The following is a 22679-nucleotide window of genomic DNA, read 5'->3' as shown; positions in this document are numbered from 1 at the left end:
CCAATGAAACCCTCTCGCATCATCGCCGCGACGGCCGCCGCAGCGGTCACCGCGCTCGGTGTCACCGCCTGCTCGGAGTCCGAGGACGACGACGGCGTCACCGACATCACCGTCGCCATCGACGCCGGGCTCGAACAGGGCGCCATCGACGCGTTCAACGAGCGCGTCGCCCAGTTCGAGGACGCCCACCCCGACATCGACGTCGAGGTCCAGGAGTACACCTGGACGGCGACCACCTTCACCGCCCAGCTCGCCGGCGGCACCCTGCCGGACGTGTTCACCGTGCCCTTCACCGACGGGCGCGGCCTGATCGAGCGCGGCCAGATCGCCGACATCAGCGCCCTGACCGCCGAGCTGCCCTACATCGACGACTTCAACCCCGAGGTCGCCGCCGCCGGATCCGACGCCGACGGCGACATGTGGGCCGTCCCCTGGTCCGCCTACGGACAAGGCCTGCACTACAACCGCACCCTGTTCGAGGCCGCCGGGCTCGACCCCGACGAGCCGCCGTCCACGTGGGCCGAAGTCCGGGAGGCCGCCGACCAGATCGCCGAGGCCACCGGCGAGACCGGCTACGCCATGATGACCAACGCCAACACCGGCGGCTGGATCCTCACCACCCTCGTCTACGCCATGGGCGGACGCACCGAGGTCGTCGACGGCGACACCGCCACGGCCACCATCGACACTCCCCAGATGCGCGAGGCGATCGACCTGCTCCGGCAGATGCGCTGGGAGGACGACTCCATGGGCGACGAGTTCCTGTACGACTGGGGCACCATCAACCAGGACTACGCCTCCGGCCGCATCGGCATGTACGTCTCCGGCGGCGACCTCTACCGGTCCCTGTTCACCCAGAACGCCTTGAACCCCGACGACTACGGCCTGGCCGTCCTGCCCCTCGAAGGCCCCGACGCCGGCGTCCTCGGCGGCGGCAACCTCGCCGCGGTCAGCCCGAACGCCGAGCCCGATGAGCAGGCCGCCGCGGTCGAGTGGATCGACTTCTACTACATGGAGAAGCTCACCGTCGAACAGGCCGCCGTCGCCGACGCCGAGGCCCTGGCCGAATCCGGCCAGCCCGTCGGGGCCCCGCAGCTGCCCGTCTTCGACAGGGCCACCTACGACGAGTCGCTCACCTGGGTCCAGGAGTACGTCAACGTCCCGCTCGACCAGATGGCCCCCTACACCGAGCAGATCTTCGATCAACCGCTGCTCACCGAACCGACCCGCGCCACCCAGGAGGTCTACGCGGTGCTCGACTCCGTGGTGCAGACCGTCCTGAGCGACGAGGGCGCCGACATCGGCGCGCTGCTGGCCCAGGCCGAGAGCGATGCCCAGACCGCCATCGATTCGGCCGCATAGCCAGCGAGCCGACGATGACCACCACTGACACCCGTCCCGCCGGCCGCTCCGGCGCCCGGGTCGGACCGCGCTCCGCGGCCCGACCCGGGCGGCGCGGACCCCTCGCATGGGCCCGCGGCGGCGGACCGCACACGCTGTTGTTCCTGCTGCCGATGCTGCTCGTGTTCGCGGTGTTCTCCTGGCTGCCGATCGGCCGGGCGATCCTCATGAGCTTCCAGCAGACGAACCTCGTCACCGACCCGGCGTTCGTCGGTCTGGAGAACTTCCAGACCGTCCTGGCCGACCCGCTGCTGTGGACGGCCGTGAAGAACACCCTCTACTTCGCGCTCCTGGCGCTCCTCTTCGGCTACCCGGTCCCGCTCGTCGCGGCCTTGCTGATGAGCGAGGTGCGGCGCTTGCGGGGCCTGTTCAGCGCCCTCGCCTACCTGCCGGTGGTCGTCCCGCCGGTGGTGGCGGTGCTGCTGTGGAAGATCTTCTACGACGCCGGGCCGGAAGGGGTGTTCAACACCCTCCTCGGCCACGTCGGCCTCGGCCCCTACGCCTGGCTCCAGGACGCCGACATCGCCATGCCCGCGCTGGTCCTGGAGGCCACCTGGGCGGCGGCCGGCGGCACCATCATCATCTACCTGGCCGCCCTCACCGGTGTCGATCCGTCGTTGTACGAGGCCGCCGAGATCGACGGCGCCGGCATCTGGCACAAGATCTGGCACATCACGCTGCCGCAGCTGCGCGGCGTCCTGCTCATCACGTTCATCCTCCAGATCATCGGCACCGCCCAGGTCTTCCTGGAGCCGTTCCTGTTCACCGACGGCGGGCCGGCGAACGCGACGGTGACCGTGCTGCTGCTGATCTACCGGTACGCGTTCACCAGTTCCCTCGGCGGCGACTACGGGGCCGCCACGGCGCTGAGCCTCATGCTGGCCCTCGTCCTGGCCGTGTTCTCGGTGCTGTACTTCCGACTCACCCGATCCTGGAGCAGTTCATGACCGGCCCGAGGAGCGCCGACCGCGGCGTCATCGCCCCCACCGACTGGAAGCGGCCGAGCGTCCGCTGGAGCGCGAGGGCGGTCCACGGCGCGCTGCTCGCCGCGTTGATCGCGGTCGGTCTCGGCCCCATGCTGTGGCTCGCCAAGGCCGCCGTCACGCCCACACAGGACACGTTGCGGAAGCCGCTCGCCCTGTGGCCCAGCGGCCTCGACCTCGCCAATCTGGTGGAGGCGTGGACACGCGTCGAGATCGACAAGTACTTCTTCAACACCGTCGCGCTCGCCGCGGGCGCCTGGGCCGTCCAACTGCTCGTCGCCACCACCGGCGGCTACGCGCTCGCGGTCCTGCGGCCGCGCTATGGCAAGGCACTCAGCGGGATCGTGCTCGCCACGCTGTTCGTTCCGAGTGTGGTGCTGCTCGTGCCGCTGTACCTGACCGTGCTCGACCCGCCGCTGCTGGGCACCTCGATGCTCAACACGTTCTGGGCCGTGTGGCTCCCCGCCGGGGCCAACGCGTTCAACGTGCTGCTGATGCAGCGATTCTTCGCGAACCTCCCCAAGGAGGTCTTCGAGGCCGCCCGCGTCGACGGCGCCGGTCCCTACCGGCTGTTCTGGTCGATCGTGCTGCCGATGTCGCGGCCGATCATCGGCGTCGTCTCGGTGTTCGCCGTCATCGCCTCCTGGAAGGACTTCCTATGGCCGATGCTGGTGCTGCCCGACCCGAACCTCCAGCCACTGTCCGTCCGCCTGCCGGCGCTCCAGCGGTTCGTCGAACTCGACGTGTTCCTCGCCGCGCTGGCCATCTCCACGATCATCCCCGTCGCCCTGTTCCTGGCCTTCCAGCGGATGTTCCTGTCCGGAGCGGGCCTCGGAGGCGCGATCAAAGGCTGAACCGAAGCGGGANNNNGGCCCGCCCGGATCGACCGGGCGGGCCGCTTCGGCACCGCGTCAGGCGAAACCGAAGACGAGCGGGAAGACCAGGACGACCGCCCAGGTCCAGCCCGCGTACACGCCGATGTACGCGGTCTGCCAGCGCTCCAGGCGGGCGAACGGGCGCCGTCCCCTCGCCAGCCCGAGGAACAGCCATGCCGACCACGCCAGGTTGACGAAGAGGATGACGTTCAGGCCCAGCGCGGCGGTCTTGTTCGGACTGAAGCCCCACTCGGTGATGCGGCCGGTGATGGCGATGAGGACCATGACGTCGATCAAGAGGGCGCTCACGACCAGGCACAGCTGCACCCAGTCGAAGACGCCGGGCCGGGTCTGCGGGTCGCGGGCCGAGATCGAGTACAGCAGCAGGCCCAGCACGACGACCAGCAGGAGGTCGAACAGGATGAGCATGTCGCGCTCGACGTCGATGGCGCTGGTGGTCACGACGATCGCGGCCAGCACCGCGAGCAGGGTGGCGGCGAACAGCGGCGTGAAGACGCGCGTGAGCACCGGCGCCATGTTCTCGATGACGCTCTGCTTGGCCTCCACGAGCCATGCGGCGACGACGACGGCGGCCGCGGCGCCGCACGGCACGAGCCATGCCGCGATGAACTCCTCGGCGTCGACGTCGATGGCCGCGAACGTGCCGACCGTGAAGCCGGTGAGCACGCCGCCGCCGAGTGCTATCAGGACGAGGTAGATGAACCACTCCCCGGTGAACCGGATGAAGTCCATCCGCCGCTGCTCCGAGCGCCACTCGCCTCCGGCGTAGGCGACGCCGACGACGAGCCAGAGCGCCAGCGGCAGGTGGATCGCCGTCAGCACGATCGTCTGCGAGTCCTCGCCGAGCGGGTAGGCGTTGGCGCCGACCGCGCCGAGGGCGAACAGGAATGCCAGGACGCCGATCGTCCGAGCGCCGAGCCCGCGCCGCCACGCGAAGTAGGCGGCCAGCGGCACCAGCGCGAACAGGCTCGCGTTGAGCGCGTAGAAGCCCGGATCGTCTTCCATGCCGACGCCGAACCAGGCCGGGACCTTGACGGCGATCGCGGCGGTCGCGGCGCAGACGATCATGGCGAGCAGTTCGCGGCGGCGACTGGAGGCCGGGGGCGCCTCGGACCCGGGGGTGAGCACGAGCTGCTTCCACAGCCGGTCGGAGTGTTCGCGGGCGAACTCCCGCGAGAGCTCGTCGAGGCCGCCCATGCGCTTGACGGCGATGAGGAAGGCCTCGTCGTCGCGCAGGCCGGTCTCGGCCAGGTCGGCGATACGGCCGCGCAGGTGGTCCTCGAGCTCTTCGACGTCGGTGTCGTGCAGGGCCCGGCGGCGGAGCATGTAGGTGCGCCATTCGGCGATCTGGGTCTCCAGATCGGTGTCGCTGTCGGCGGTCATCTCAGGCCTCCAGCGCGGGCGGCGCGCTCGGCCCGAACGACCGGGAGGCGTTCCAGATGTCGGCGAGCGCGTCGACGACGGCCGACCACTGCCGGCGCTGCTCGGCGAGCTCGGCCCGGCCCTGGGCGGTGATGCTGTAGTACTTGCGCCTGCGCCCGCCTTCGGGTCTGCGCCAGGCGGATTCGACGTAGCCGAGCCGCTCGAGGCGGTGGAGCAGCGGATACAGCAGTCCTTCGGTCCATTCGAGCCTGCCGCCCGAGCGCTCGCTGATCTCCTTGAGGATCGCGTACCCGTAGCTCTCCTCTTCGGCGAGGATGCCCAGTACCAGCGGCGTGGCCGAGGCGGCCACCAGATCTTTGGCTATGTGCACGTGGCGTCTCCCATCCCTAGCGGTGTTATGCCTTGCGCTTCTATGCATCGTAGCGCCAGGCTAGAGCAGCGGTCAAGCGGCATTGACAGGCGCCGATCCAGTGCGGACAATATATGGAACATCTTCGATGTTTACGTGAACATGCCGCGTACTGCTCGAAGCGCCTCCAACGCCCTGACACCGGCAATCAACCCAAAGGCGGCCGACCATGCCGAACACGACACCTCCCGCTCAGAGCGTCCGCAGTCCGCGGAGTCGGTACCGGCTCGCGGCGGTCGCGGCTCTCGCGACCGCCCTGCTGTTCACCGGATCGCCCGCGACGGCCGGGGGGAGCGGCCCCGCCGAAGCCGCGCCAGAGGTCTCCACCGCCGCCTGGGAGACGCTCATCGACGGCTCGTTCCAAAACCGCCAGACGCTCGAGTCGGAATGGAACTACCTGTACCCGTGGGGCTCCGACCACAACGGCACCGCCCGCATGTACGCGATCTCCACCGACGACGACCACCTCTACCTCTCCCCCAGCGGGGTGCTCAGCATCAAGGCCACTCGCATCGACTGGGACGAGGGCAGCAGCAGCAAGGACCCGTACCTGCCGATCCGCTACCGCTCGGCCGCGATCCACGCCAAGGACCGGATCGTCGTCAACGACCGGTTCCCCGACTACGAGATCAGGGGCGAGTTCCAGGCGCCGTCCGCACCCGGCACCTGGCCGGCGTTCTGGATCACCGGGGCGAACAGCTGGCCGCCGGAGAGCGACATCCTCGAGTTCAAGGGCGGCAACCGCAACTGGTTCAACACCTACGACGGCTCCTGGGACAACACGATCGTCCCGGTCAGCTCGCCCGGGAGCTGGCACGAGTACCGGATCTGGATGACGAAGATCAACGCCGCCGACGTCGAGATCCACTACTACCTCGACGGCCGGTGGAAGGGCTCGCACATCGGCTCGGGCTTCGTCGACAAGCCGATGAACCTCATCATCAACCTCCAGATGGAGGGCTCCTCGGGCTCGTCCGGCCCAAGCTCGGACACCCATTTCAGGGCACAGAACGTCTACGTGGGACGCACAAGGAACTGAGCGGTGCCGGCCTCGGACACCGAACAGCCAAGCGGAACGCACGAGGCATTGACCGACGCCGCTCTCGCACACAGAACGCCTCCGTAGGACGCATGGGGAACTGACCGACGCCGCCCCCGCGCACAGAACGTCCACGCGGGAGCACCAGGAGCGACGGCTGCCGCCGCTGCATACAGACACCCCTTGACAACCGCACCACCGCCGTTCAATATTGATCGAAAATGTTAGATGTTTACGTAAACATGCCGCCGGAGCGCTGCGCCGAGGCGGATATCGCGGAGGCGGGATGTCAATGAGGACACGACCGACGAAGAGGCGGACCTGGGCCCGGCGGGCCGGGATCGCGGTCCTGGCGGCGGCGTTGGCGCTGGCAGGCTCGGTCACGGCCGCGGGGGCCGAGACGCTCGCGCCGGACGCGGCGCCGAGCGAGTACGACACGGTTCCGGTGGGCCGGACGTGGAACGACACCGACGGCAATCCGATCCAGGCCCACGGCGGCGGCTTCCTGGAGCACGACGGCTGGTACTACTGGGTCGGCGAGAACAAGCGCCACGACTCGGCGCTGTTCCTGGCCGTCAGCCTCTACCGGTCCCAGGACCTCAAGAACTGGGAGTTCGCCGGCGACCTGCTCACCCGCGACACGCCCGGGGTCTGCGCCACCGGCACCTACGACGGCGAGGCGTGCAAGATCGAGCGCCCGAAGCTCGTGTACAACGAGGCCACCGGCACATTCGTCCTGTGGGGCCACTGGGAGACCGCCGACAGCTACGCCGCCTCGCACCTCGTCGTCGCCACCAGCGACACGATCGACGGCGACTACACCATCGTGCGCAACTTCCGGCCTGGTGTCGGCGAGGTCGCCACCGAGCACGCCGACCCGACCTACCCGGGCACCGACGGGAAGTGGGGCTACGGCTCGCGGGACTTCACCGTCTTCCAGGATCCCGACAGTGACGCGGCCTACCTCGTGTCCTCGCAGGACCACCTCAGCATGCGCGTCTACCCGCTCACCGACGACTACACCGACGTCGACTGGGAAGCGTCGTACCCGCTGTTCGAGGGGAAGCGGCGCGAGGCCCCGGCGCTGGTCAGGACCCCCGACGGCTACGCGATCATCACCTCGGCGCAGTCCGGCTGGTACCCCAACCAGGCGCTCTACGCGACCACCGACGACATCGCGGACCCCGGCGGATGGTCCGAGCTCGCCCCGGTCGGCAACAACACGACCTTCTACAGCCAGCCGACGAACATCATGACCATCGAGGGCGCCGACGGCGAACGCCAGTACATCTACATGGGCGACCGGTGGAACCCCGATGCGCTCGGCACCTCCACCTACGTGTGGCTTCCCCTCCGAGTCGACGGAACGGACCTGTCGATGGGCTTCCATCCCGAATGGAGCTTCGACACCGATTCGGGCACCGTCGTCGTCCCCGGCGCCGAGCTCGTCTCCGAGAACCGGCCGGTCACCGCCGACGGGACCGAGGCGAACCACCCGCCGACGGCGGCGAACGACGGGATCGCCTACAACCTGAACACCAGCGGCGACAACACCAACTACTTCAAGCCGGCGGGCGTGCCGTTCGACTGGCAGGTCGACCTCGGCCGGCCGCGCGAGCTCGCCCGCGTCGACCTGAGCTGGCGCAGCTACAACGGCTCCGAGACCTACAGCCGGTACACCGTGTGGGGCAGCGTCGACGGCACGGACTGGACCCGGCTCGCGGACCGGTCCGGCAACGCCACCGTGGGCTTCACGAGCGACCCGCTGTCGGGCCGCTACCGGTACGTCCGCGTCGACGTCGCCGACGTGGTCAACGACCACAACGGCAACGGCGCCGCCTGGGCCGCCGGACTGGTGGAGGTCCAGGTGTACGCCCAGCCGCAGGGCCGGGCGAACTGCCCCGAGCAGAGCAGGAGCGACTGCGGCCGGCGCTGACGCCGGCGCACGACCCGAGAGCCGGGCGCCGAATCCCCGTGTCATGGACGGGAAGCGCCCGGCTCTCGCACTGCCACAGGGACAAGCGATTGCAGCTACGCCGGCGTTGGCGGCGGACTCGCGGGGCCGGCGAGGGTCGAAGCCCTGCATACGCCTCGTACCGGCGCCCGAACCGCCCGGAGTCGCTCGCAATCGCTTGCATTTATACATTGAAATATCGAAAATCGCTTCTTTAGACTCGGAACGAACAGGCATATTCCGTACGCCCCCCGAACGAGACGAGGAACGACATGTCCCGACGAAGAACAGTGCGAGCGGTGGCCGTGGCCGGGCTGACCGGCATGGTCGCCGCCGCGGCCACACTGGTGGCGATGAACACCGCGCACGCCGCCGCGGTCCGCTACGAGGCCGAGGACTCCTCGGCCGAATGCGACGGCGCGATCGAGAACGAGCACGCCGGCTACTCCGGCAGCGGGTTCTGCAACACCGAGAACGAATCCGGCGCCTCCGCGACGTTCACCGTCGACGCGGACGCCGCGGGGACCGCCACCGTTGGCCTCCGGTACGCCAACGGCGGCTCAGGCAGCCGATCCGCGAACGTGGTCGTGAACGGCTCGACCGCGCGATCGGCGACCTTCGACTCCACCGACGAGTGGACGAACTGGACCACGCAGACCCTCACCGTCCCGGTCCGCGCGGGCGCCAATTCGATCGCGTTCACCGCGACCGGCTCGGAAGGCCTGCCGAACGTCGACTACCTCGACGTCGACCTCGAAGCGGACCCCGACCCGACCACCCCGCCCGACGAGACCACCCCGCCGCCCTCGGGCGATGAGATCTACGTGGCGCCGAACGGCGGCGACGGGGCCTCCGGCACCGAGTCCGACCCGACCACGCTCACCGCCGCGATCGACCGCATCGAACCCGGCGGGACGATCTACATGCGCGGTGGCACCTACAACTTCTCGGAAACGGTCACGATCGAGCCGGGCAACGACGGCACCTCCGGCGACCGCACCGAGCTGTTCGCCTACCCCGGCGAGACCCCCGTGATGAACTTCTCGGCCCAGAGCGAGGACTCGGCGAACCGCGGGCTCGCCATCGGCGGCGACTGGTGGCACATCCGCGGCATCGTCGTCGAGCGCGCCGGTGACAACGGGATCCTCCTCGGCGGCAGCGACAACATCGTCGAGCGCACGATCACGCGCTACAACCGCGACACCGGGTTCCAGCTCTCGCGGCTGATCGCCGGTGCGCCCCGGGAGGACTGGCCGGCCAACAACCTCATCCTGAGCGCCGTGTCGCACGACAACGTCGACTCCGACGGCGAAGACGCGGACGGCTTCGCCCCGAAGCTCACCGTCGGCCCCGGGAACGTCTTCCGCTACACCGTGGCCCACAACAACATCGACGACGGCTACGACCTCTACACCAAGGACGACACCGGTCCGATCGGCGCGGTGACCATCGAGCACTCGCTCGCCTTCGAGAACGGCACCCTCTCCGACGGCTCCCAGGCCGGGAACGGCGACCGCAACGGCTACAAGCTCGGCGGCGAGGACATCGGCGTCGACCACATCATCCGCGGCAACATCGCCTACGAGAACGGCAAGCACGGGTTCACGTACAACCGGAACCTCGGATCGATGACGGTCTCGGACAACGTCAGCATCGGCAACGAGGAGCGCAACTTCAACTTCGACGGCGGCTCCTCGACCTTCAGCGGCAACACCTCCTGCGACAGCGGGTCGAACGACCGCATCATCGGCGACGACGCCGGCTCGAACCAGTGGTGGTCGGGCTCCAACGGCTCCCGGTGCTCCTCCTACGACGGGAACCTCAACTGGTCGTTCGCCTCGGACGGCAGACTCGTCGTGACCTTCGGCTAGGAAGGCGACCACTGAGCACCACAGTGGTAGCAGGCCGGCCCGTCCCGTGACCCGGGGCGGGCCGGCCCGCGCTCAGCCCTGCCGCAGGGCCTCGGCGGTGGCGGTGCCCCGCAAGCCCGCGACCGGACCCTCGTACAGGACCTGCCCGCCGTGCCGGCCCGGCCCCGGGCCGAGGTCGATGATCCAGTCCGCGCGGCGGATCACGTCGAGGTTGTGCTCGATGACCACGACGGTGTGGCCGCCCTCGACGAGCTGGTCGAGCACGGCGACGAGGGTGTCGATGTCGCGCAGGTGCAGGCCGGTCGTCGGCTCGTCGAGCACGTACAGCGACGGCCGCTCGGCGTCGCGCAACTCCTTGGCGATCTTGACGCGCTGGCACTCCCCGCCCGACAGCGTCGTCAGCGGCTGCCCGAGGCGCAGGTAGCCCAGACCGACGCGTTCGAGGTGGCGCAGCGAGTCACGGATCGCCTTGTCGGGGAGGCTGTCGAGCGCGTCGGCGATGGTCAGCTCGTCGACGTCCGCGATCGACAGCCCGCCCACGCGGTGGCGCAGGACCTCCGGCCTGAACCGCCGCCCGCCGCAGGCCTCGCAGACGCTCTCGTGCCCGTCCATGAACGCCAGATCGGTGTAAACGATCCCCAGGCCGCCGCATTCGGGGCACCCGCCCTCCGAGTTGGCGCTGAACGACTTGACGGACTGGCCGGTCAGGCGGGCGAAGAGCCGGCGGATCGGGGCGGCGATGCCGGTATAGGTGACCGGCGTCGACCGCCGGTTGGCGCCGACGGGCCGCTGGTCGATCACGACCGCGCCGTGCTGCTCGACCAGTTCGGCGGCGAGACTCGACTTGCCCGAGCCCGCCACGCCGGTGAGAACGGTGAGCACCTCGGTCGGCACGTCGACGGTGACGTTCCGCAGGTTGTTGCGGGCGGCCTCCTTCACCGTCATGACGCCGGCCGGACGGCGCGGCTCGGCGATGACCGGCGCCTGGGCGGCGAGGGCCCTCGCGGTGGGCGTATCGGCTCGCAGCAGGTCCTCGAAGGCGCCCTGGAAGACCAGCCGCCCGCCGTCGCCACCGGCGTCGGGCCCGATCTCGACGATCTGGTCGGCGACCGCCATGACCGCGGGGTCATGCTCGACGACGAGCACCGTGTTCCCCTTGTCCCGCAGACGCAGCAGCAGATCGGTCATGGAGTCGATGTCGTGCGGGTGAAGGCCGACCGTGGGTTCGTCGAAGACGTACAGCATCTCGACCAGGCTGCTGCCGAGGTGCTTGACGGTCTTGATGCGCTGCGACTCCCCGCCCGAGAGACTCGCGGTGGCGCGGCCGAGGTGGAGATAGCCCAGGCCGATCGCGTCCATGGCCCGCAGCCGCTCGACCAGCGCCTCGGTCACCGGCGCGACGGCCGGGTCCCGAATCTGCTCGGCCAGGTCGGCGAGCTCGGTGACCTCCATGCGGGCCATCTCGCCGATGGTGCGGCCGGCGACCGTGGCGGCCCGCGACCGCTCGTTCAAGCGGTCGCCGCCGCACTCGGGGCAGGTGCCGGAGCGGGTGAACCGCGCGATGGCCTCCCGCTTGCGTTCGGACAGGTCGTCGGAGGTGCGCAGGTAGATGCGCTCGAACCGCTCCACGACGCCCTCGTAGTCCGACGGCGGCCTGTTGCCGAGCCGGGCGGCGTACTCGCCGCCGTAGAGCAGCGCGCGGCGCTCGTCCTCGCTCCATTCGCGCAGCGGCGTGTCGACCTCGAAGCTGCCGATGTCGGCGTACTTGCCGTGCCAGTAGCCGCCGTCACCGAAACCGGGCAGCAGGATCGCGCCATCGGCGAGCGAGCGGTCGAGGTCGAGGAAGCGGTCGACGGCGCTCACCACGACCTCGCCGAGCCCCGAGCAGCTCGGGCACATGCCCGCGGGGTCGTTGAACGAGAAGTGGTTCGACTCCCCCACGTGCGGCGTGCCGATGCGCGAGAACAGCAGCCGCAGGTACGTCCAGGCATCCGTGATCGTGCCGACGGTGGACCTGGCGTTGCCGCCGATCCGGCGCTGGTCGATGAGGATCACCGGGGAGAGCCCCGCGATCTCGTCGACCTCGGGCCTGGTCCACTTCGGCAGCCGGTTCCTCGCGAACGGCGGGAACGTCTCGTTGAGCTGGTGACCGGCCTCCGCGGCGATCGTGTCGAACACCAGGGACGACTTGCCCGACCCCGACACGCCGACGAGCACGACCACGCCGCCGCGCGGCAGGTCGACGTCCACGGACTTCAGGTTGTTGGTGCGGGCGCCTCGGATGCGGATCGTTCGCTGTGTCATGCGATCGACGCTACGAGCAGATGTGGCCGGAACCTGGCCGCGATTCGCGCGAGAATGGCCTCATGTCCGACGTCACCGAGCGCGCCCTGGCGCTGCTGTCCATGCTCCAGACCGGGCGCTCGTTCAGCGGCGACGATCTCGCCGAGCGGCTCGGCGTGAGCCCGCGGACCCTGCGGCGCGACATCGACCGGCTCCGCGGCTACGGCTATCCGGTCGAGACCCGCCCCGGCCCCGGCGGCCACTACCGGCTCGCCGCCGACCGGGTCCTGCCGCCGCTCATGCTCGGCGACGACGAGGCGATCGCGGCCCTGCTCGGGCTGGCGACGCTCGCCGCGAGCGGCGGCGCCGACGAGGGCAGCCTCGCGGAGGCGGCCACCAGGGCCTACGGGAAGACCGACCAGTTCCTGCCGAAACGGCTGCGCCACCGGGCAGCGCGGCTGCGGGCGAGCCTGGAGACCGGCTCGGCGCCGGCGCCGAGCACCGACGCCGGAGCGCTGGCGGTCCTCGCGGACGCCATCGAGCAACGGTGCCAGGTCACCTTCGACTACGAGCGCAAGGACGGCTCGGTCGCCGCCCGCCGCGTCGAGCCGCACCGGCAGATCCACCACCACCTGCGGTGGTACCTGCTCGGCTGGGACACCGACCGCGAGGACTGGCGGGTCTTCCGCATCGACCGGATCACCGGGCTGCGCGCCTCGACGTGGGGCTTCGAGCCGCGGCCCCTACCGGCCGACACCGCCCTCGAGTACCTCGACGCCGGCCTGGGCAGGGAGCGCGAGCGCGTCGTCCTCACCGTGGAGGCACCGGCCGCGGCCGTGGCCGACGCGTTCCGCTACGAGCACGTCGAGCTGCGCCCGCTGGGCGAGCGGCGGACCGAGGCGGTGATGCGGGTCGAGACCTGGGAGTGGCTGCTGGTGGCCCTGGCGTTCCTCGACGCCGACTTCACCGTCCACGAGCCGGCCCGCTTCCGGGCCGCGCTCACGGTGTTCGCGGAGCGGCTTGTACGGGGCGTGCCGGAGTGAACCCCGGCGCGGGCGTCAGTGCTCGCGGCGCGGGCCGGCCGAGCCGCCGGTCGCCAGCCGCATCAGGTCCGAGCTCAGGTCGATGTCGAGCTCGGTGCCGCCGGCGCTGCCGTACTCGTGCTGGTAGCTCTTCCAGGACTCGCTCCTGACCTTCTCGGCGAAGCCGCTCTCCATGAGCAGCAGCAGCTCGATCGCGGCCCGTTCGACGCGCTGGCCCAGGCCGGTGTCGTTCCAGTCCTCGCTGGCGGCGAAGACGGAGGTCGGCACCGTCATCGTCCGCAGGTAGGCGAACAGCGAACGCATCTGCTCGTCGACGACGAGGGCGTGCCTCGGCGTGCCGGCGGTGGCGGCCAGGACGACCGGCTTGGCGATGAGCAGGTCGTTGTCGAGCACGTGAAAGAACGAGCTGAACAGCCCGCTGGGCGCGGCCTTGTAGACCGGCGCGCTGGCCACGATGCCGTCTGCCTCGCCGAGCACCTCGATCGCGCGGGTCATCTTCGGGCCCATGAGCTGCGAGACCAGCGCGGTCGAGATCTCGGTGGCCAGCTCGCGCAGGTCGATCACGTCGACGGCGACGTCCTCGCCGCGCTGGGAGGCCAGGTCGCGCACGCCGCCGGCGATCCGGTCGGCGAGCATGCGGGTGGAGGACGGGTCGCTGGTGCCGCCGCTGACGACGGCGACGCGGAACCGCTCGCTCGCGGTGCTGTCGGTGTGTTCGCTCATGTCGCGATCTCCTCGTGGTAGTGCTCGGTGCGGCGATCCCCGTGCGGGTCGAGCCCGGAGAGCTTGCGGCAGATCGCCTCGAGCTGCCGCATCTCCTCGTCGTCGAGTTCGGCGGTCATGGCGCGGGCGACGTCGACCGCGTGGCGCCCGCCGACCCGGCGCTGCCGCTCGCGTCCGGACTCGGTGAGCGCGAGCCGGACGCCGCGGCCGTCGGCCGGGTCGGCGGTGCGTTCGATCAGGCCGCGCTCGGCGAGCCGCTCGACGAGGCGGGACAGGGCCGGCTGGCTGAGCAGGACGTTGCGGTTCAGTTCACTGAGCCGGATCGGCCCCTCGCTCTTGGAGAGCGTGTAGAGCACGTCGTACTCGCGCATCGTCAGCTCGCCCCAGATGTCCCGTGCGGCGAACCGCTTCATCAGCACCGCGTGCGCGGTCAGCAGGGACTCCCAGGCGTCGTTGGCCAGTCGGGCGCTGGTGCGGGTCATGATCGTCCTCTCGGCATCGTCCTGCTCAGCCCAGGCTCGGGTATTCGGCCTTGGCGTCGCTGTCCTGGTAGGGCGAGGCGCCGGTGACGTTGTCGCCGCGGTTGGCGTTCGGGCGCGGCTGGCGGGCCGGCTCGTCGCCGTACTTGGCCTTGACGAGTCGCTCGTGGGTGGGCGCGGCGGCCGACTCCGGGTCGCGGCGGGCGTCCAGTTCCTTGCGGAGCACCGGGACGACCTCCTCGCCGAGCAGGTCGAGCTGCTTGAGGACCGTCGTCAGCGGCAGGCCGGCGTGGTCGACCAGGAACAGTTGGCGCTGGTAGTCGCCGAAGGTGTCGTGGAAGGTCAGGGTCTTCTCGATCACTTCCTGCGGGCTGCCGACCGTCAGCGGCGTCATCTGGCTGAAGTCCTCCAGGGACGGGCCGTGGCCGTAGACCGGGGCCTCGTCGAAGTAGGGCCGGAACTCCTTGACCGCGTCCTGCGAGCGCTTGGCGATGTAGGCCTGACCGCCGAGGCCGACGACGGCCTGCTTCTTGGTGCCGTGGCCGTAGTGCTCGAAGCGCTGGCGGTAGAACTCGATCAGCCGCAGCGAGTGCGAGGAGGGCCAGAAGATGTGGTTGGCGAAGAAGCCGTTGCCGTAGAAGGCGGCCTGCTCGGCGATCTCGGGGGTCCGGATCGAGCCGTGCCACACGAACGGCGGCACGTCGTCCAGGGGCCTGGGGACCGAGGTGAAGCCCTGGAGGGGCGTGCGGAACTGGCCCTCCCAGTCGACGACGTCCTCGCGCCACAGGCGGTGCAGGAGGTTGTAGTTCTCCAGCGCCAGCGGCAGGCCCTGGCGGATGTCCTGGCCGAACCACGGGTAGACCGGCGCGGTGTTGCCGCGGCCGAGCATGAGGTCCATCCGGCCGTTCGCCAGATGCTGGAGCAGCGCGTACTCCTCGGCGATGCGCACCGGGTCGTTGGTAGTGATGAGCGTCGTGGCGGTGGACAGGACGAGCCGTTCGGTGAGGGCGGCGATGTGGGCCAGCAGCGTGGTCGGCGAGGAGGAGAAGAACGGCGGGTTGTGGTGCTCGCCGATCGCGAAGACGTCGAGCCCGACCTCTTCGGCCTTCCGGGCGATCGTGACGATCGCGTCGATCCGCTCCGCCTCGCTCGGGGTCTCGCCCGACACGGGGTCGCGCGTGATGTCGCTGACCGAGAAGATTCCGAATTGCATTGGTGCCCCGATTCTCCGGTCCCTGCGGACCGATGTTCATGCGTTTGCATCTACTTCAACGATCGCTCCGCGGGGCCTATTCCGATCGCGAACGGTGACCTGGTGCACGAGGTCGGTGCCGTGCGCCGGGCACACTATTCGGTCTCGGACTCGCTCCGGACGAGGAACGGGCGAAGCAGGTCCGGGACCGCCTCGTCGGCGAAGTCGAGCACCTCGTGCTGGTCGGCGTCGATCACCGGGTAGTGGCCCTTGCCCGCCGCGGTGGTGGCGTCGAGCGTCATCAGGCCGAGCCGGCGCTGGAACACCGATTGGCTGATGCGCCAGCCGATGATGCCCGAGCGGTCGAGATGGACCGTCGCCCGCCGGACGCTGCCGCGCCGCGACACCAGGTAGCCGCGGTTGAGGCCGTGGCCGAGCGAGGCGTAGGCGTCGAGGGCCGTCCACACGGCGGCGGCCGCCGCCAGCGCGGCGACGATCACGATGACGGCGCTGAGGAAGCCGGGCACCGACCACAGCAGGTGGACGGCGGTGACGGCGATCGCCAGCGCGAGCACGGTCACGGCGGCCCAGCGCAGTCGCCTGGTCCGGGCGGTCTTCGGGTGCCGGGCGAGGTCGCATTGGATCGGGCCGATCACCGCTTCGGCGGCGGACGTGGTCGCTTCGCGGGGCGCGACCGGAACGAGGGTGCTCAGGTCGCTCCCGCTCTGGTCGGTCTTCAGGCCGATCGCGACGACGTCGAGGCGTGCCGCGTCCGCGGAGCGCACGCCGATCGGTTCGACGATCTCGATGCCGCGGATGCGTTCCTCTTCGAGGCTGAGCGAGCGGTTGACCAGCAGGCCGCGCCGGACGCGGAGGGTGCCGCCGCTTTCGCGGTCGAGGCGGTGGTTCCACCAGGCCTCGCCTTGGAAGACGAGGCTGCCGATGACGCCGACGATCAGGAGGGCGACGAGTCCGAGCCCGAGGACCGTCCAGGGGCCGTACCGGTCGACCAGGTCGACGACGATCGCGACGGGCAGGCCGCCGTGGCCGAACCAGTCGGCGACCTGGAAGACCGCGCCGACGACCACGCCGGCGAGCAAGGGGGTCAGGAAGGAGCGGGGCGCGTATCGCAGCCAGCTCGGCCGCCAGGTGGCGAGGCGCTGTTCGTCGGTGGCGGTGTCGGTGGTCTCGCGGCGGAGCAGTTCGGCGCGGAGCCGGTCGGCTTCGGCGCGGTCGACGGAGTCGAAGGTGAGCGACTGCTCGTTGGTGGAACCGGAGCCGCTGCCGGACTCGCCCGTGCCGACCTTGACCTTGACGAGGCCGAACGCGCGGTAGAGCGGGTTGGCGCTCAGGTCGACCGAGCGGATGCGCTCGCGGGCGAGGGAGCGGCGGCGCCTGAACAGGAGGCCGGTGCGCATGTCGACCCGGGTGTCGGTGACGCGGTAGCGCGTCACCTTGATCCGGACGGCTTCGAGGACGATCGGCACGGTGATGAGCAGGGATCCGCCGGAGATCACCCAGGCGAGGGCGACGGGCCAGGAGGTGCCGGAGGCGAGGCCGGGAGCGGTGGGGACTCCGACGGCGAAGGCGACGCCGAGCATGACCAGGCCGGTGACCTTGAGGCCGTCGGGGTGCAGCCGCTTCCAGGGGGCGTCGGATTCGGGTTCGGGGTGCTCGTCGGTCATGTCGCGTCCCCGGGGGTGGCGTCGGTGAGCTCGGTGAGCTGCTCGGCGAGGGCGGCGGCCTGTTCGTGGTCGAGTCCCTCGAGTTTGACGGCGCCGGCCGAGGAGGCGGTCGTGACGACCACGGTGGACAGTCCGAAGGCGCGCTGGATCGGGCCTCGGGTGGTGTCGACGGTCTGGATGCGGGACATCGGTGCGACGCGCCAGGTGCGCCAGAAGTAGCCGGTGAGGGAGTACACGGCCTTGTCGGTGATCTCCCAGCGGTGGACGCGGTGCCACCAGATCGGCATGGCTACGGCGGCGGCCAGGCCGATCACGGCGAACACGATCGCCGGCCCGAGCAGCCATACGCGGGCGGGCGCGATGACGAGCCCGAGCAGCGCGAGCGGGCCGGCCGCGATGACGGTGGTGATGGCGATCTGCGTGCGCCACCAGGGCAGCGTCCGCCGATCGTATCGGTGCCGGGGCGGGCGCAGCGTGGTTCCCGTTGGGGTCATGCCCGAATGGTAACCATTCGCGCGGCGCCGGGCGCCGGTCCGGGGTTCAGCCCGCGGGGGACCGCTCGCGCCGCTGCGGTGCCGGGGCGTATCTCGGGACCCATTTGGCGAGCCATCCGGCGCCGAACCAGGCGACCGCGCCGAGGGCGACGGCCGCGACGCCGAGGGGGAAGGCCAGGGCGATGAGGCTGATGAGGCCGGGCCCGGTGACGTTGCCGAGGTCGGCGCACAGTCGCCAGCCGCCGAGGAACTGGCGGCGTTCGCCTTCGGGCGCGACGTCGGCGCCGAGGGTGAGGACGATCCCGGCGGAGATGCCGTTGCCCAGGCCCATGAGGCAGGCGACGAGGCCGATGGTGAGCGCGGAGCCCGCGAGCGGCAGGAGCACGAATCCGGCGCCGAGGACGACCATGGCCGGCAGCGCGACCCACATGCGCCCGAAGCGGTCCATGATCCAGCCGCCGGGGTAGAACAGCAGCATGTCGACGGCGGCGGAGAGGCCGAAGATGACGCTGATGGTGGAGGCGTCGAGCCCTTGGGACTCGCCCCACAGCGGCACAATGCTCTGGCGGGTAGCGCGTGCGGCGGAGATGAGGAGGATGCCGGTGCCGAGGGTCAGGAGCACGGTGCGGTGGCGGGCGAGCACGGACCACAGCCCGCGCGGGCGCTCGGTGGTGGGCGGGCGGGACGCGGCGGGCAGGTTCGGCAGGGTGAGGCTGAGCAGGCCGCCGGCGAGGCTCATGCAGGCGGCGAAGACGAAGGCCGCCCCGATGGAGAACTGCTGGACGAGGAGCGCGCCGACGAACGGGCCGATGAAGGTGCCGATGCGGAAGGTGCCGCCGAGGGTGGACAGGGCGCGGGCGCGGAAGTGCGCGGCGACCGCCTCGGTGAGGTAGGCGTGCCGGGCGAGCCCGAAGACGGCGGCGCCGAGACCGGCGGAGAACACCGCGATCGACAGGACGATGAGCGAGTCGGTCCAGGAGGCGACCAGCATGGCGGTGGCCTCGAGGACGCAGGCGGCGAGCAGGACCGGCTTCTCGCCGAAGCGCTGGGCGAGCGCCCCGGCGGGCAGGTCGCCGGCGAGTTGACCGAAGCCCATGAGGCCGACGACGACCGCGGCCTGGGCGACGGTGGCGCCGAGGTCCAGGGCGGAGAGTGCGATGAGCGGGAGGACCGCGCCCATCCCGATCGCGATCAGGATGGTGGGGCCGTAGATCGGGATGAGGAGGGCGCGCCACTTGATCGATACATCGGGGTCGGTCACGGCGCGAACGTATCAACCGCGGCGCGCGAGACCTGCGTCGCTTCGAGTGACGTCCGACACGTCGCTATGCGGTCGGCGTGACGACGGCCTCGAAGCGCTCGCAGCGCAGGAAGCGGCCGAGGCCGGTGCGGAAGCGGACGCGCGAGACATGCCCGAACCGGTCGGGCCGGGCCAGCGCCTCATAGGGGGCGCGGTCGAAGTCGTAGACCAGCATCCGGCCGCCGGGACGGAGGACGCGGGCGATCTCGGCCGCCCCGGCCAGGGGGTCGTCCCAGTGGTGGGCGGTGAAGCTGGCGACGACCACGTCGAAGGACTCAGGGTCGAACGGGAGCGCGGCGACGTCGGCGGTGCGGACCGCCGCGGTGTCGCCTAGGTTGCGACGGGCGGCGTCGATCATGTCGGCCGAGACGTCGACGCCGGTGAGCTTCAGGTCCGGCCGCGAGCGGGCGAGCTCCATGAGCAGCACGCCGGGGCCGGTGCCGATGTCGAGCACGGCGCCGTCGGCGGGCGCTGCCGCGGTGACGTCGGCGGCGAGGCGGCGGTAGACGCGGCGCATGAAGTACCGGGCCATCAGGTCGTACCGGCGGCTGGCGCGGCCCTCGATGGGACCGTGACCGTGACCGTGGCCGTGGTCTCGCGTTCGTTCGTTCATGGCATCCTCCAACAGTTGCAAGCTACAACTTTTGATCTAGCCTACGATAGACAGTTGTTTCCCGCAACTGACATACCCGTGGAGGAGCTCGTGGAACCCGGTTCGGACCACCACCTGCATCATCTGCTCATGGACCTGGTGCGCCAGGCCGGGGTGATCCTGACGGACCGTGCGGTGCCCGGCCAGCCGCTGTCGCTGTCGCAGCTGTTCGCGCTACACGAGCTCGACCACGAGGGCGGCCTGTCGCAGCGGGAGCTGGCCGAGCGTCTCGACCTGGAGAAGAGCACCGTCAGCCGGCTCGTGGGCGACCTGGAGTCGGACGGACTGCTCAGGCGCGAACGCGACCCGTCCAATCGGCGCCTGTACCGGGTCGAGATCACCGACGCGGGCCGACGGCTCCACCACCAGGTGGCCGAAGCGTTCAACGAGCGGTACCGGCATTGGGCCTCCGCGATGACCCGAGAAGAACGCCAGGCCCTGGCGATGAGCCTCCCCGCATTGCTCCGAGCCATGCAGGCCGATCGGATCCCCGACGCCCCCAACGCTGAATCGACCTGAGCGGACACCGCATCGAACGGCGCCAACACCTGCGACCCACTCATCTTGAATACCCGAGATTCATTCGCATCCAATGGCCGCCGGTTCGATCTGCTCGCCATCGACGGGGGCGGCAACGGGAAGCGCGGCGCTGCCGCCGATCCGGAGAAGCTGCTACGTCCGAGTGGTCGTCTTGTCGTCGACGACTTCACTCCGACAACTGGATGGCCGCCCATGCACAACGGCGGCCCCGAAGTGCACGGCTGAGTTGGCTTGAACATCCGGCGTTGCTGACTGCCGAGGTGCGGCTGGCTCCCGATCTGTCCACGATCGTGGGCACCCGGCGCCCGTAAGGGCGCCGTATAGCTCAATTGTCGCTGCGACCTTCGAGGTGATCGACTGTCTGGCGGGTGGCGCGGCACCGGGTGCAGTTCTCTGAGATCGCATCCGGTCATGAAACCCGGTTGCATGTCGGGGATCGAGCGGCTTTGGTAGTCATCGTGACCGAATCGCGCAGCCCCAGGCCCGTCGACGCCTATTTCGTCTGCGGCACACCGCGGACCGGCAGCTCATTGCTGCTCGGCCTGCTCGAGTCCACCGGTGTCGCCGGTCGGCCTCAGGCCTACTTCCGGCGACCCGACGAGCCGTTGTGGGCCGAGCGGTGGGGCCTGGCGCGCCGACCCGACGGCGGCTTCGACTACGGCGACTATATACGCGCGGCCCTCGCCCAGGGCCGTACGCAGAACGGGGTGTTCGGCGCGAAGCTCATGTGGGGCACCCTCGACGAGCTGACAGCCAATCTGGCCTCGGTCCACCCCGCTCTCGCCGGTGACGACCTCGCACTGTTGGATCGAGTCTTCGGACGCACCGCTTTCGTGTACGTGAGCCGCGGCGACACGGTCGCCCAAGCGGTGTCGTGGCTGCAGGCCGAGCAGACGAACACCTGGTATCTCGGCGGCAGTGGCGAAATCGGTGGCGTCGGTAGCGGTGCCGGTACCGGTGGTCATCGGCCTTCCTATGACGCCGAAGCGATCGCGACCATTGTGAGGCGCATAGCATCACACGACGCCGCGTGGGAGGACTGGTTCGCATCGGTTCGAGTCGAACCGCATCGGGTGCGTTATGAAGACATCGATGCCGACCACACCGCCGTCGTCGAGGGCATCCTTGGGCACCTCGGACTCGAGCTCCCCGCAGACGCGGAAATCACGCCGCGCCACCGTCGCCAAGCCGACGGACTCAACGAGGAATGGACGAGGCGCTACCGCGCCGAACGTGACCTAGGTTGTCAAGCCGCAAGGGTGGCGTGCCGTCGCTCCGGACATAGGTGCGAAGTCTCGGCGGAGTGCTCGAGCCAGGGCTTTGCCTGATGAGCCCGGCAAGGGTCGCGGTGGCGTTGGCGGGAACGGGCGAGTGTGATGGTCGTTCTGCGCAATGGCAGCGATGACGAGGCGGTGGGGCGGGCAAGGGCGGGTGTCTGAAGTTGGCGCCGGTGTGGTCGGGCGGGGCGGCTTGGAGAGCCCGGCAATGGCCGCCGGTGCGTTGGCGGGAACGGGCGAGTGTGATGGTCGTTCTGCGCCAAGGCGGCGACAAAAGCGGTGGCGGGTGGGGTGGGGCTGCTGTTCGTCGCGGCGGTGGTCGTGGGGCCGTGCCGGGTCGGATTGGGTCTGGTCCGGCGGCGGATGCGGGGTGGTTGGTAGTCATTGGTAGTCCGGTTCGGGGCCTGGGCATGGGAATGGGCTCGAACCGGGTGTCCGGTTTCGAGCTGGCGACCTATGAGGTGCCTTCCCCGCCACGGCATCCCGCAGCGGGCAGGTTAAGAACGGCGGCGGTCCGTAGTCCGGTGCCGGTGCGGTCCTTACCGGTTCGCGAGACCGCTTCGCCTCATTAGACGGTATGGCAGTCTCGTATCCCTGTCCCGGTTCCGGTTCGGGTGCCGGTGCTGAAGCCGGTTCGGGTTCGGTCTCGGGTCGGGGTGCCGATGTCGTGAACCGTGCTCGCACTTTCGTGCGGGCGGCCTTCGCGGCGGCCATGACCTGCTCGGTCTCGGCCCGCTCGGCAGCCGCTTCGAGGTCCGGTTTCAGTGCCTCCGACCATTCCTCGGGATACAGGCCGGTCGGGAAGGCGTTCGCGATGTCGTCGGTGAAGTCGGCGTCCAAGTCCGCGTCGATGCGCCAGTCGGCGCAGCCACATTGGAGGTCGGGGTCGGTGTCCTCGTGCCCCTCGTGGTGGACGATCAACGCCTTACCCGGTCCGGTCTTCTGAATCGTCCAGCCGGGGGTGTGGACGCGGCCGTGGTGGAACCGGCACAGCAGAATCAGGTTCTCAGCGACGGTCGGGCCACCATTCGCCCAGTGGCGGATGTGGTGGGCTTCGGTCCACTGCACCGGTGCG

General features: G+C 70.0%; 20 protein-coding genes. 9 read left to right on the top strand and 11 right to left on the bottom strand.

Going from position 1 to position 22679, the window contains the following annotated elements; all coding sequences use genetic code 11:
- The first annotated feature begins 3 nt into the window (after positions 1-3).
- The 3 genes from ACYVK3_RS12260 to ACYVK3_RS12250 are packed head-to-tail and all read left to right on the top strand — an operon-like array spanning position 4 to position 3238.
- Entirely contained in the window at positions 4-1362 is a 1359-nt protein-coding gene (locus ACYVK3_RS12260; protein ID WP_460497606.1) for an ABC transporter substrate-binding protein, read from the top strand.
- A 14-nt stretch (positions 1363-1376) separates the two neighbouring features.
- Positions 1377-2348 (top strand): carbohydrate ABC transporter permease, encoded by a 972-nt coding sequence (locus ACYVK3_RS12255; protein ID WP_460497605.1) that lies wholly within the window; start codon positions 1377-1379, stop codon positions 2346-2348.
- Positions 2345-3238 (top strand): carbohydrate ABC transporter permease, encoded by an 894-nt coding sequence (locus tag ACYVK3_RS12250; RefSeq protein WP_460497604.1) that lies wholly within the window; start codon positions 2345-2347, stop codon positions 3236-3238. Before ACYVK3_RS12255 ends, ACYVK3_RS12250 begins: the two co-directional genes overlap by 4 nt.
- Positions 3239-3295: 57 nt before the next feature.
- On the opposite strand, the gene ACYVK3_RS12245 is transcribed toward ACYVK3_RS12250, so the two are convergent.
- Both ACYVK3_RS12245 and ACYVK3_RS12240 read right to left on the bottom strand, forming a co-directional pair.
- Positions 3296-4663 carry a permease prefix domain 1-containing protein gene (locus tag ACYVK3_RS12245; protein ID WP_460497603.1) on the bottom strand — a complete coding sequence of 456 codons (1368 nt, stop codon included), beginning with the start codon at positions 4661-4663 and terminating at the stop codon, positions 3296-3298.
- 1 nt (position 4664) lies between these two features.
- Positions 4665-5033, bottom strand: coding sequence for a PadR family transcriptional regulator (locus ACYVK3_RS12240; RefSeq protein ID WP_460497602.1), 369 nt, complete (start codon positions 5031-5033; stop codon positions 4665-4667).
- A gap of 208 nt (positions 5034-5241) precedes the next feature.
- Here ACYVK3_RS12240 and ACYVK3_RS12235 point away from each other — a divergent pair, with 208 nt between their 5' ends.
- The 3 genes from ACYVK3_RS12235 (at position 5242) to ACYVK3_RS12225 (ending at position 9936) form a co-directional block, all read left to right on the top strand.
- The gene (locus ACYVK3_RS12235; protein WP_460497601.1) at positions 5242-6111 is read left to right on the top strand and encodes a glycoside hydrolase family 16 protein; all 870 of its coding nucleotides are present in this window, start codon (positions 5242-5244) and stop codon (positions 6109-6111) included.
- A 292-nt stretch (positions 6112-6403) separates the two neighbouring features.
- On the top strand, positions 6404-8047 hold the full coding sequence (locus tag ACYVK3_RS12230; RefSeq protein ID WP_460497599.1) for a discoidin domain-containing protein: 1644 nt from the start codon (positions 6404-6406) through the stop codon (positions 8045-8047).
- A 290-nt stretch (positions 8048-8337) separates the two neighbouring features.
- A complete protein-coding gene (locus ACYVK3_RS12225) occupies positions 8338-9936 on the top strand; it encodes a CBM35 domain-containing protein (protein WP_460497598.1) in 1599 nt (532 codons plus the stop codon).
- Positions 9937-10008: 72 nt separating this feature from the next.
- Here the strand turns inward: ACYVK3_RS12225 and ACYVK3_RS12220 are convergent, their stop codons facing one another.
- Positions 10009-12240 (bottom strand): excinuclease ABC subunit UvrA, encoded by a 2232-nt coding sequence (locus ACYVK3_RS12220; RefSeq protein WP_460497597.1) that lies wholly within the window; start codon positions 12238-12240, stop codon positions 10009-10011.
- Between the two features lie 62 nt (positions 12241-12302).
- Between ACYVK3_RS12220 and ACYVK3_RS12215 the strand changes: the two genes are divergently transcribed.
- A complete protein-coding gene (locus ACYVK3_RS12215) occupies positions 12303-13262 on the top strand; it encodes a helix-turn-helix transcriptional regulator (protein ID WP_460497596.1) in 960 nt (319 codons plus the stop codon).
- Positions 13263-13277: 15 nt separating this feature from the next.
- On the opposite strand, the gene ACYVK3_RS12210 is transcribed toward ACYVK3_RS12215, so the two are convergent.
- The 7 genes from ACYVK3_RS12210 to ACYVK3_RS12180 form a co-directional block, all read right to left on the bottom strand.
- Positions 13278-13985: an NADPH-dependent FMN reductase family protein gene (locus ACYVK3_RS12210; RefSeq protein ID WP_460497595.1), complete on the bottom strand. Its 708-nt coding sequence runs from the start codon at positions 13983-13985 to the stop codon at positions 13278-13280.
- Positions 13982-14467: a MarR family winged helix-turn-helix transcriptional regulator gene (locus tag ACYVK3_RS12205; protein WP_460497594.1), complete on the bottom strand. Its 486-nt coding sequence runs from the start codon at positions 14465-14467 to the stop codon at positions 13982-13984. The genes ACYVK3_RS12210 and ACYVK3_RS12205 overlap by 4 nt, the downstream gene beginning before the upstream one ends.
- A gap of 25 nt (positions 14468-14492) precedes the next feature.
- On the bottom strand, positions 14493-15677 hold the full coding sequence (locus ACYVK3_RS12200; RefSeq protein ID WP_460497593.1) for an LLM class flavin-dependent oxidoreductase: 1185 nt from the start codon (positions 15675-15677) through the stop codon (positions 14493-14495).
- 134 nt (positions 15678-15811) lie between these two features.
- Positions 15812-17341, bottom strand: coding sequence for a PH domain-containing protein (locus ACYVK3_RS12195; RefSeq protein WP_460497592.1), 1530 nt, complete (start codon positions 17339-17341; stop codon positions 15812-15814).
- The gene (locus tag ACYVK3_RS12190) at positions 17338-17835 is read right to left on the bottom strand and encodes a PH domain-containing protein (protein ID WP_460497591.1); all 498 of its coding nucleotides are present in this window, start codon (positions 17833-17835) and stop codon (positions 17338-17340) included. The genes ACYVK3_RS12195 and ACYVK3_RS12190 overlap by 4 nt, the downstream gene beginning before the upstream one ends.
- Positions 17836-17881: 46 nt before the next feature.
- The gene (locus tag ACYVK3_RS12185) at positions 17882-19096 is read right to left on the bottom strand and encodes an MFS transporter (protein WP_460497590.1); all 1215 of its coding nucleotides are present in this window, start codon (positions 19094-19096) and stop codon (positions 17882-17884) included.
- A gap of 64 nt (positions 19097-19160) precedes the next feature.
- Entirely contained in the window at positions 19161-19748 is a 588-nt protein-coding gene (locus ACYVK3_RS12180; RefSeq protein WP_460497588.1) for a class I SAM-dependent methyltransferase, read from the bottom strand.
- Between the two features lie 90 nt (positions 19749-19838).
- Here ACYVK3_RS12180 and ACYVK3_RS12175 point away from each other — a divergent pair, with 90 nt between their 5' ends.
- Together ACYVK3_RS12175 and ACYVK3_RS12170 are read left to right on the top strand one after the other, a co-directional pair.
- Entirely contained in the window at positions 19839-20306 is a 468-nt protein-coding gene (locus ACYVK3_RS12175) for a MarR family winged helix-turn-helix transcriptional regulator (RefSeq protein WP_460497587.1), read from the top strand.
- 479 nt (positions 20307-20785) lie between these two features.
- Complete coding sequence (locus ACYVK3_RS12170) at positions 20786-21655, top strand: Stf0 family sulfotransferase (protein WP_460497586.1); 870 nt, start codon at positions 20786-20788, stop codon at positions 21653-21655.
- A 330-nt stretch (positions 21656-21985) separates the two neighbouring features.
- On the opposite strand, the gene ACYVK3_RS12165 is transcribed toward ACYVK3_RS12170, so the two are convergent.
- The coding region (locus ACYVK3_RS12165; protein ID WP_460497585.1) for an HNH endonuclease signature motif containing protein at positions 21986-22679 on the bottom strand (694 nt) is incomplete at its 5' end.

Source organism: Glycomyces tarimensis (assembly GCF_054776215.1).
Note: the sequence above shows the minus strand (reverse complement) of the source record. Positions and strands in the feature narration are given on the sequence as shown.

What these genes read in the sequence shown, in the direction of transcription:
- ACYVK3_RS12260 (WP_460497606.1), top strand. Translation starts at nt 4, where the DNA reads ATGAAACCCTCTCGCATCATCGCCGCGACGGCCGCCGCAGCGGTCACC.
- ACYVK3_RS12255 (WP_460497605.1), top strand. Translation starts at nt 1,377, where the DNA reads ATGACCACCACTGACACCCGTCCCGCCGGCCGCTCCGGCGCCCGGGTC.
- ACYVK3_RS12250 (WP_460497604.1), top strand. Translation starts at nt 2,345, where the DNA reads ATGACCGGCCCGAGGAGCGCCGACCGCGGCGTCATCGCCCCCACCGAC.
- ACYVK3_RS12245 (WP_460497603.1), bottom strand. Translation starts at nt 4,663, where the DNA reads ATGACCGCCGACAGCGACACCGATCTGGAGACCCAGATCGCCGAATGG.
- ACYVK3_RS12235 (WP_460497601.1), top strand. Translation starts at nt 5,242, where the DNA reads ATGCCGAACACGACACCTCCCGCTCAGAGCGTCCGCAGTCCGCGGAGT.
- ACYVK3_RS12230 (WP_460497599.1), top strand. Translation starts at nt 6,404, where the DNA reads ATGAGGACACGACCGACGAAGAGGCGGACCTGGGCCCGGCGGGCCGGG.
- ACYVK3_RS12225 (WP_460497598.1), top strand. Translation starts at nt 8,338, where the DNA reads ATGTCCCGACGAAGAACAGTGCGAGCGGTGGCCGTGGCCGGGCTGACC.
- ACYVK3_RS12220 (WP_460497597.1), bottom strand. Translation starts at nt 12,240, where the DNA reads ATGACACAGCGAACGATCCGCATCCGAGGCGCCCGCACCAACAACCTG.
- ACYVK3_RS12215 (WP_460497596.1), top strand. Translation starts at nt 12,303, where the DNA reads ATGTCCGACGTCACCGAGCGCGCCCTGGCGCTGCTGTCCATGCTCCAG.
- ACYVK3_RS12210 (WP_460497595.1), bottom strand. Translation starts at nt 13,985, where the DNA reads ATGAGCGAACACACCGACAGCACCGCGAGCGAGCGGTTCCGCGTCGCC.
- ACYVK3_RS12205 (WP_460497594.1), bottom strand. Translation starts at nt 14,467, where the DNA reads ATGACCCGCACCAGCGCCCGACTGGCCAACGACGCCTGGGAGTCCCTG.
- ACYVK3_RS12200 (WP_460497593.1), bottom strand. Translation starts at nt 15,677, where the DNA reads ATGCAATTCGGAATCTTCTCGGTCAGCGACATCACGCGCGACCCCGTG.
- ACYVK3_RS12195 (WP_460497592.1), bottom strand. Translation starts at nt 17,341, where the DNA reads ATGACCGACGAGCACCCCGAACCCGAATCCGACGCCCCCTGGAAGCGG.
- ACYVK3_RS12190 (WP_460497591.1), bottom strand. Translation starts at nt 17,835, where the DNA reads ATGACCCCAACGGGAACCACGCTGCGCCCGCCCCGGCACCGATACGAT.
- ACYVK3_RS12180 (WP_460497588.1), bottom strand. Translation starts at nt 19,748, where the DNA reads ATGAACGAACGAACGCGAGACCACGGCCACGGTCACGGTCACGGTCCC.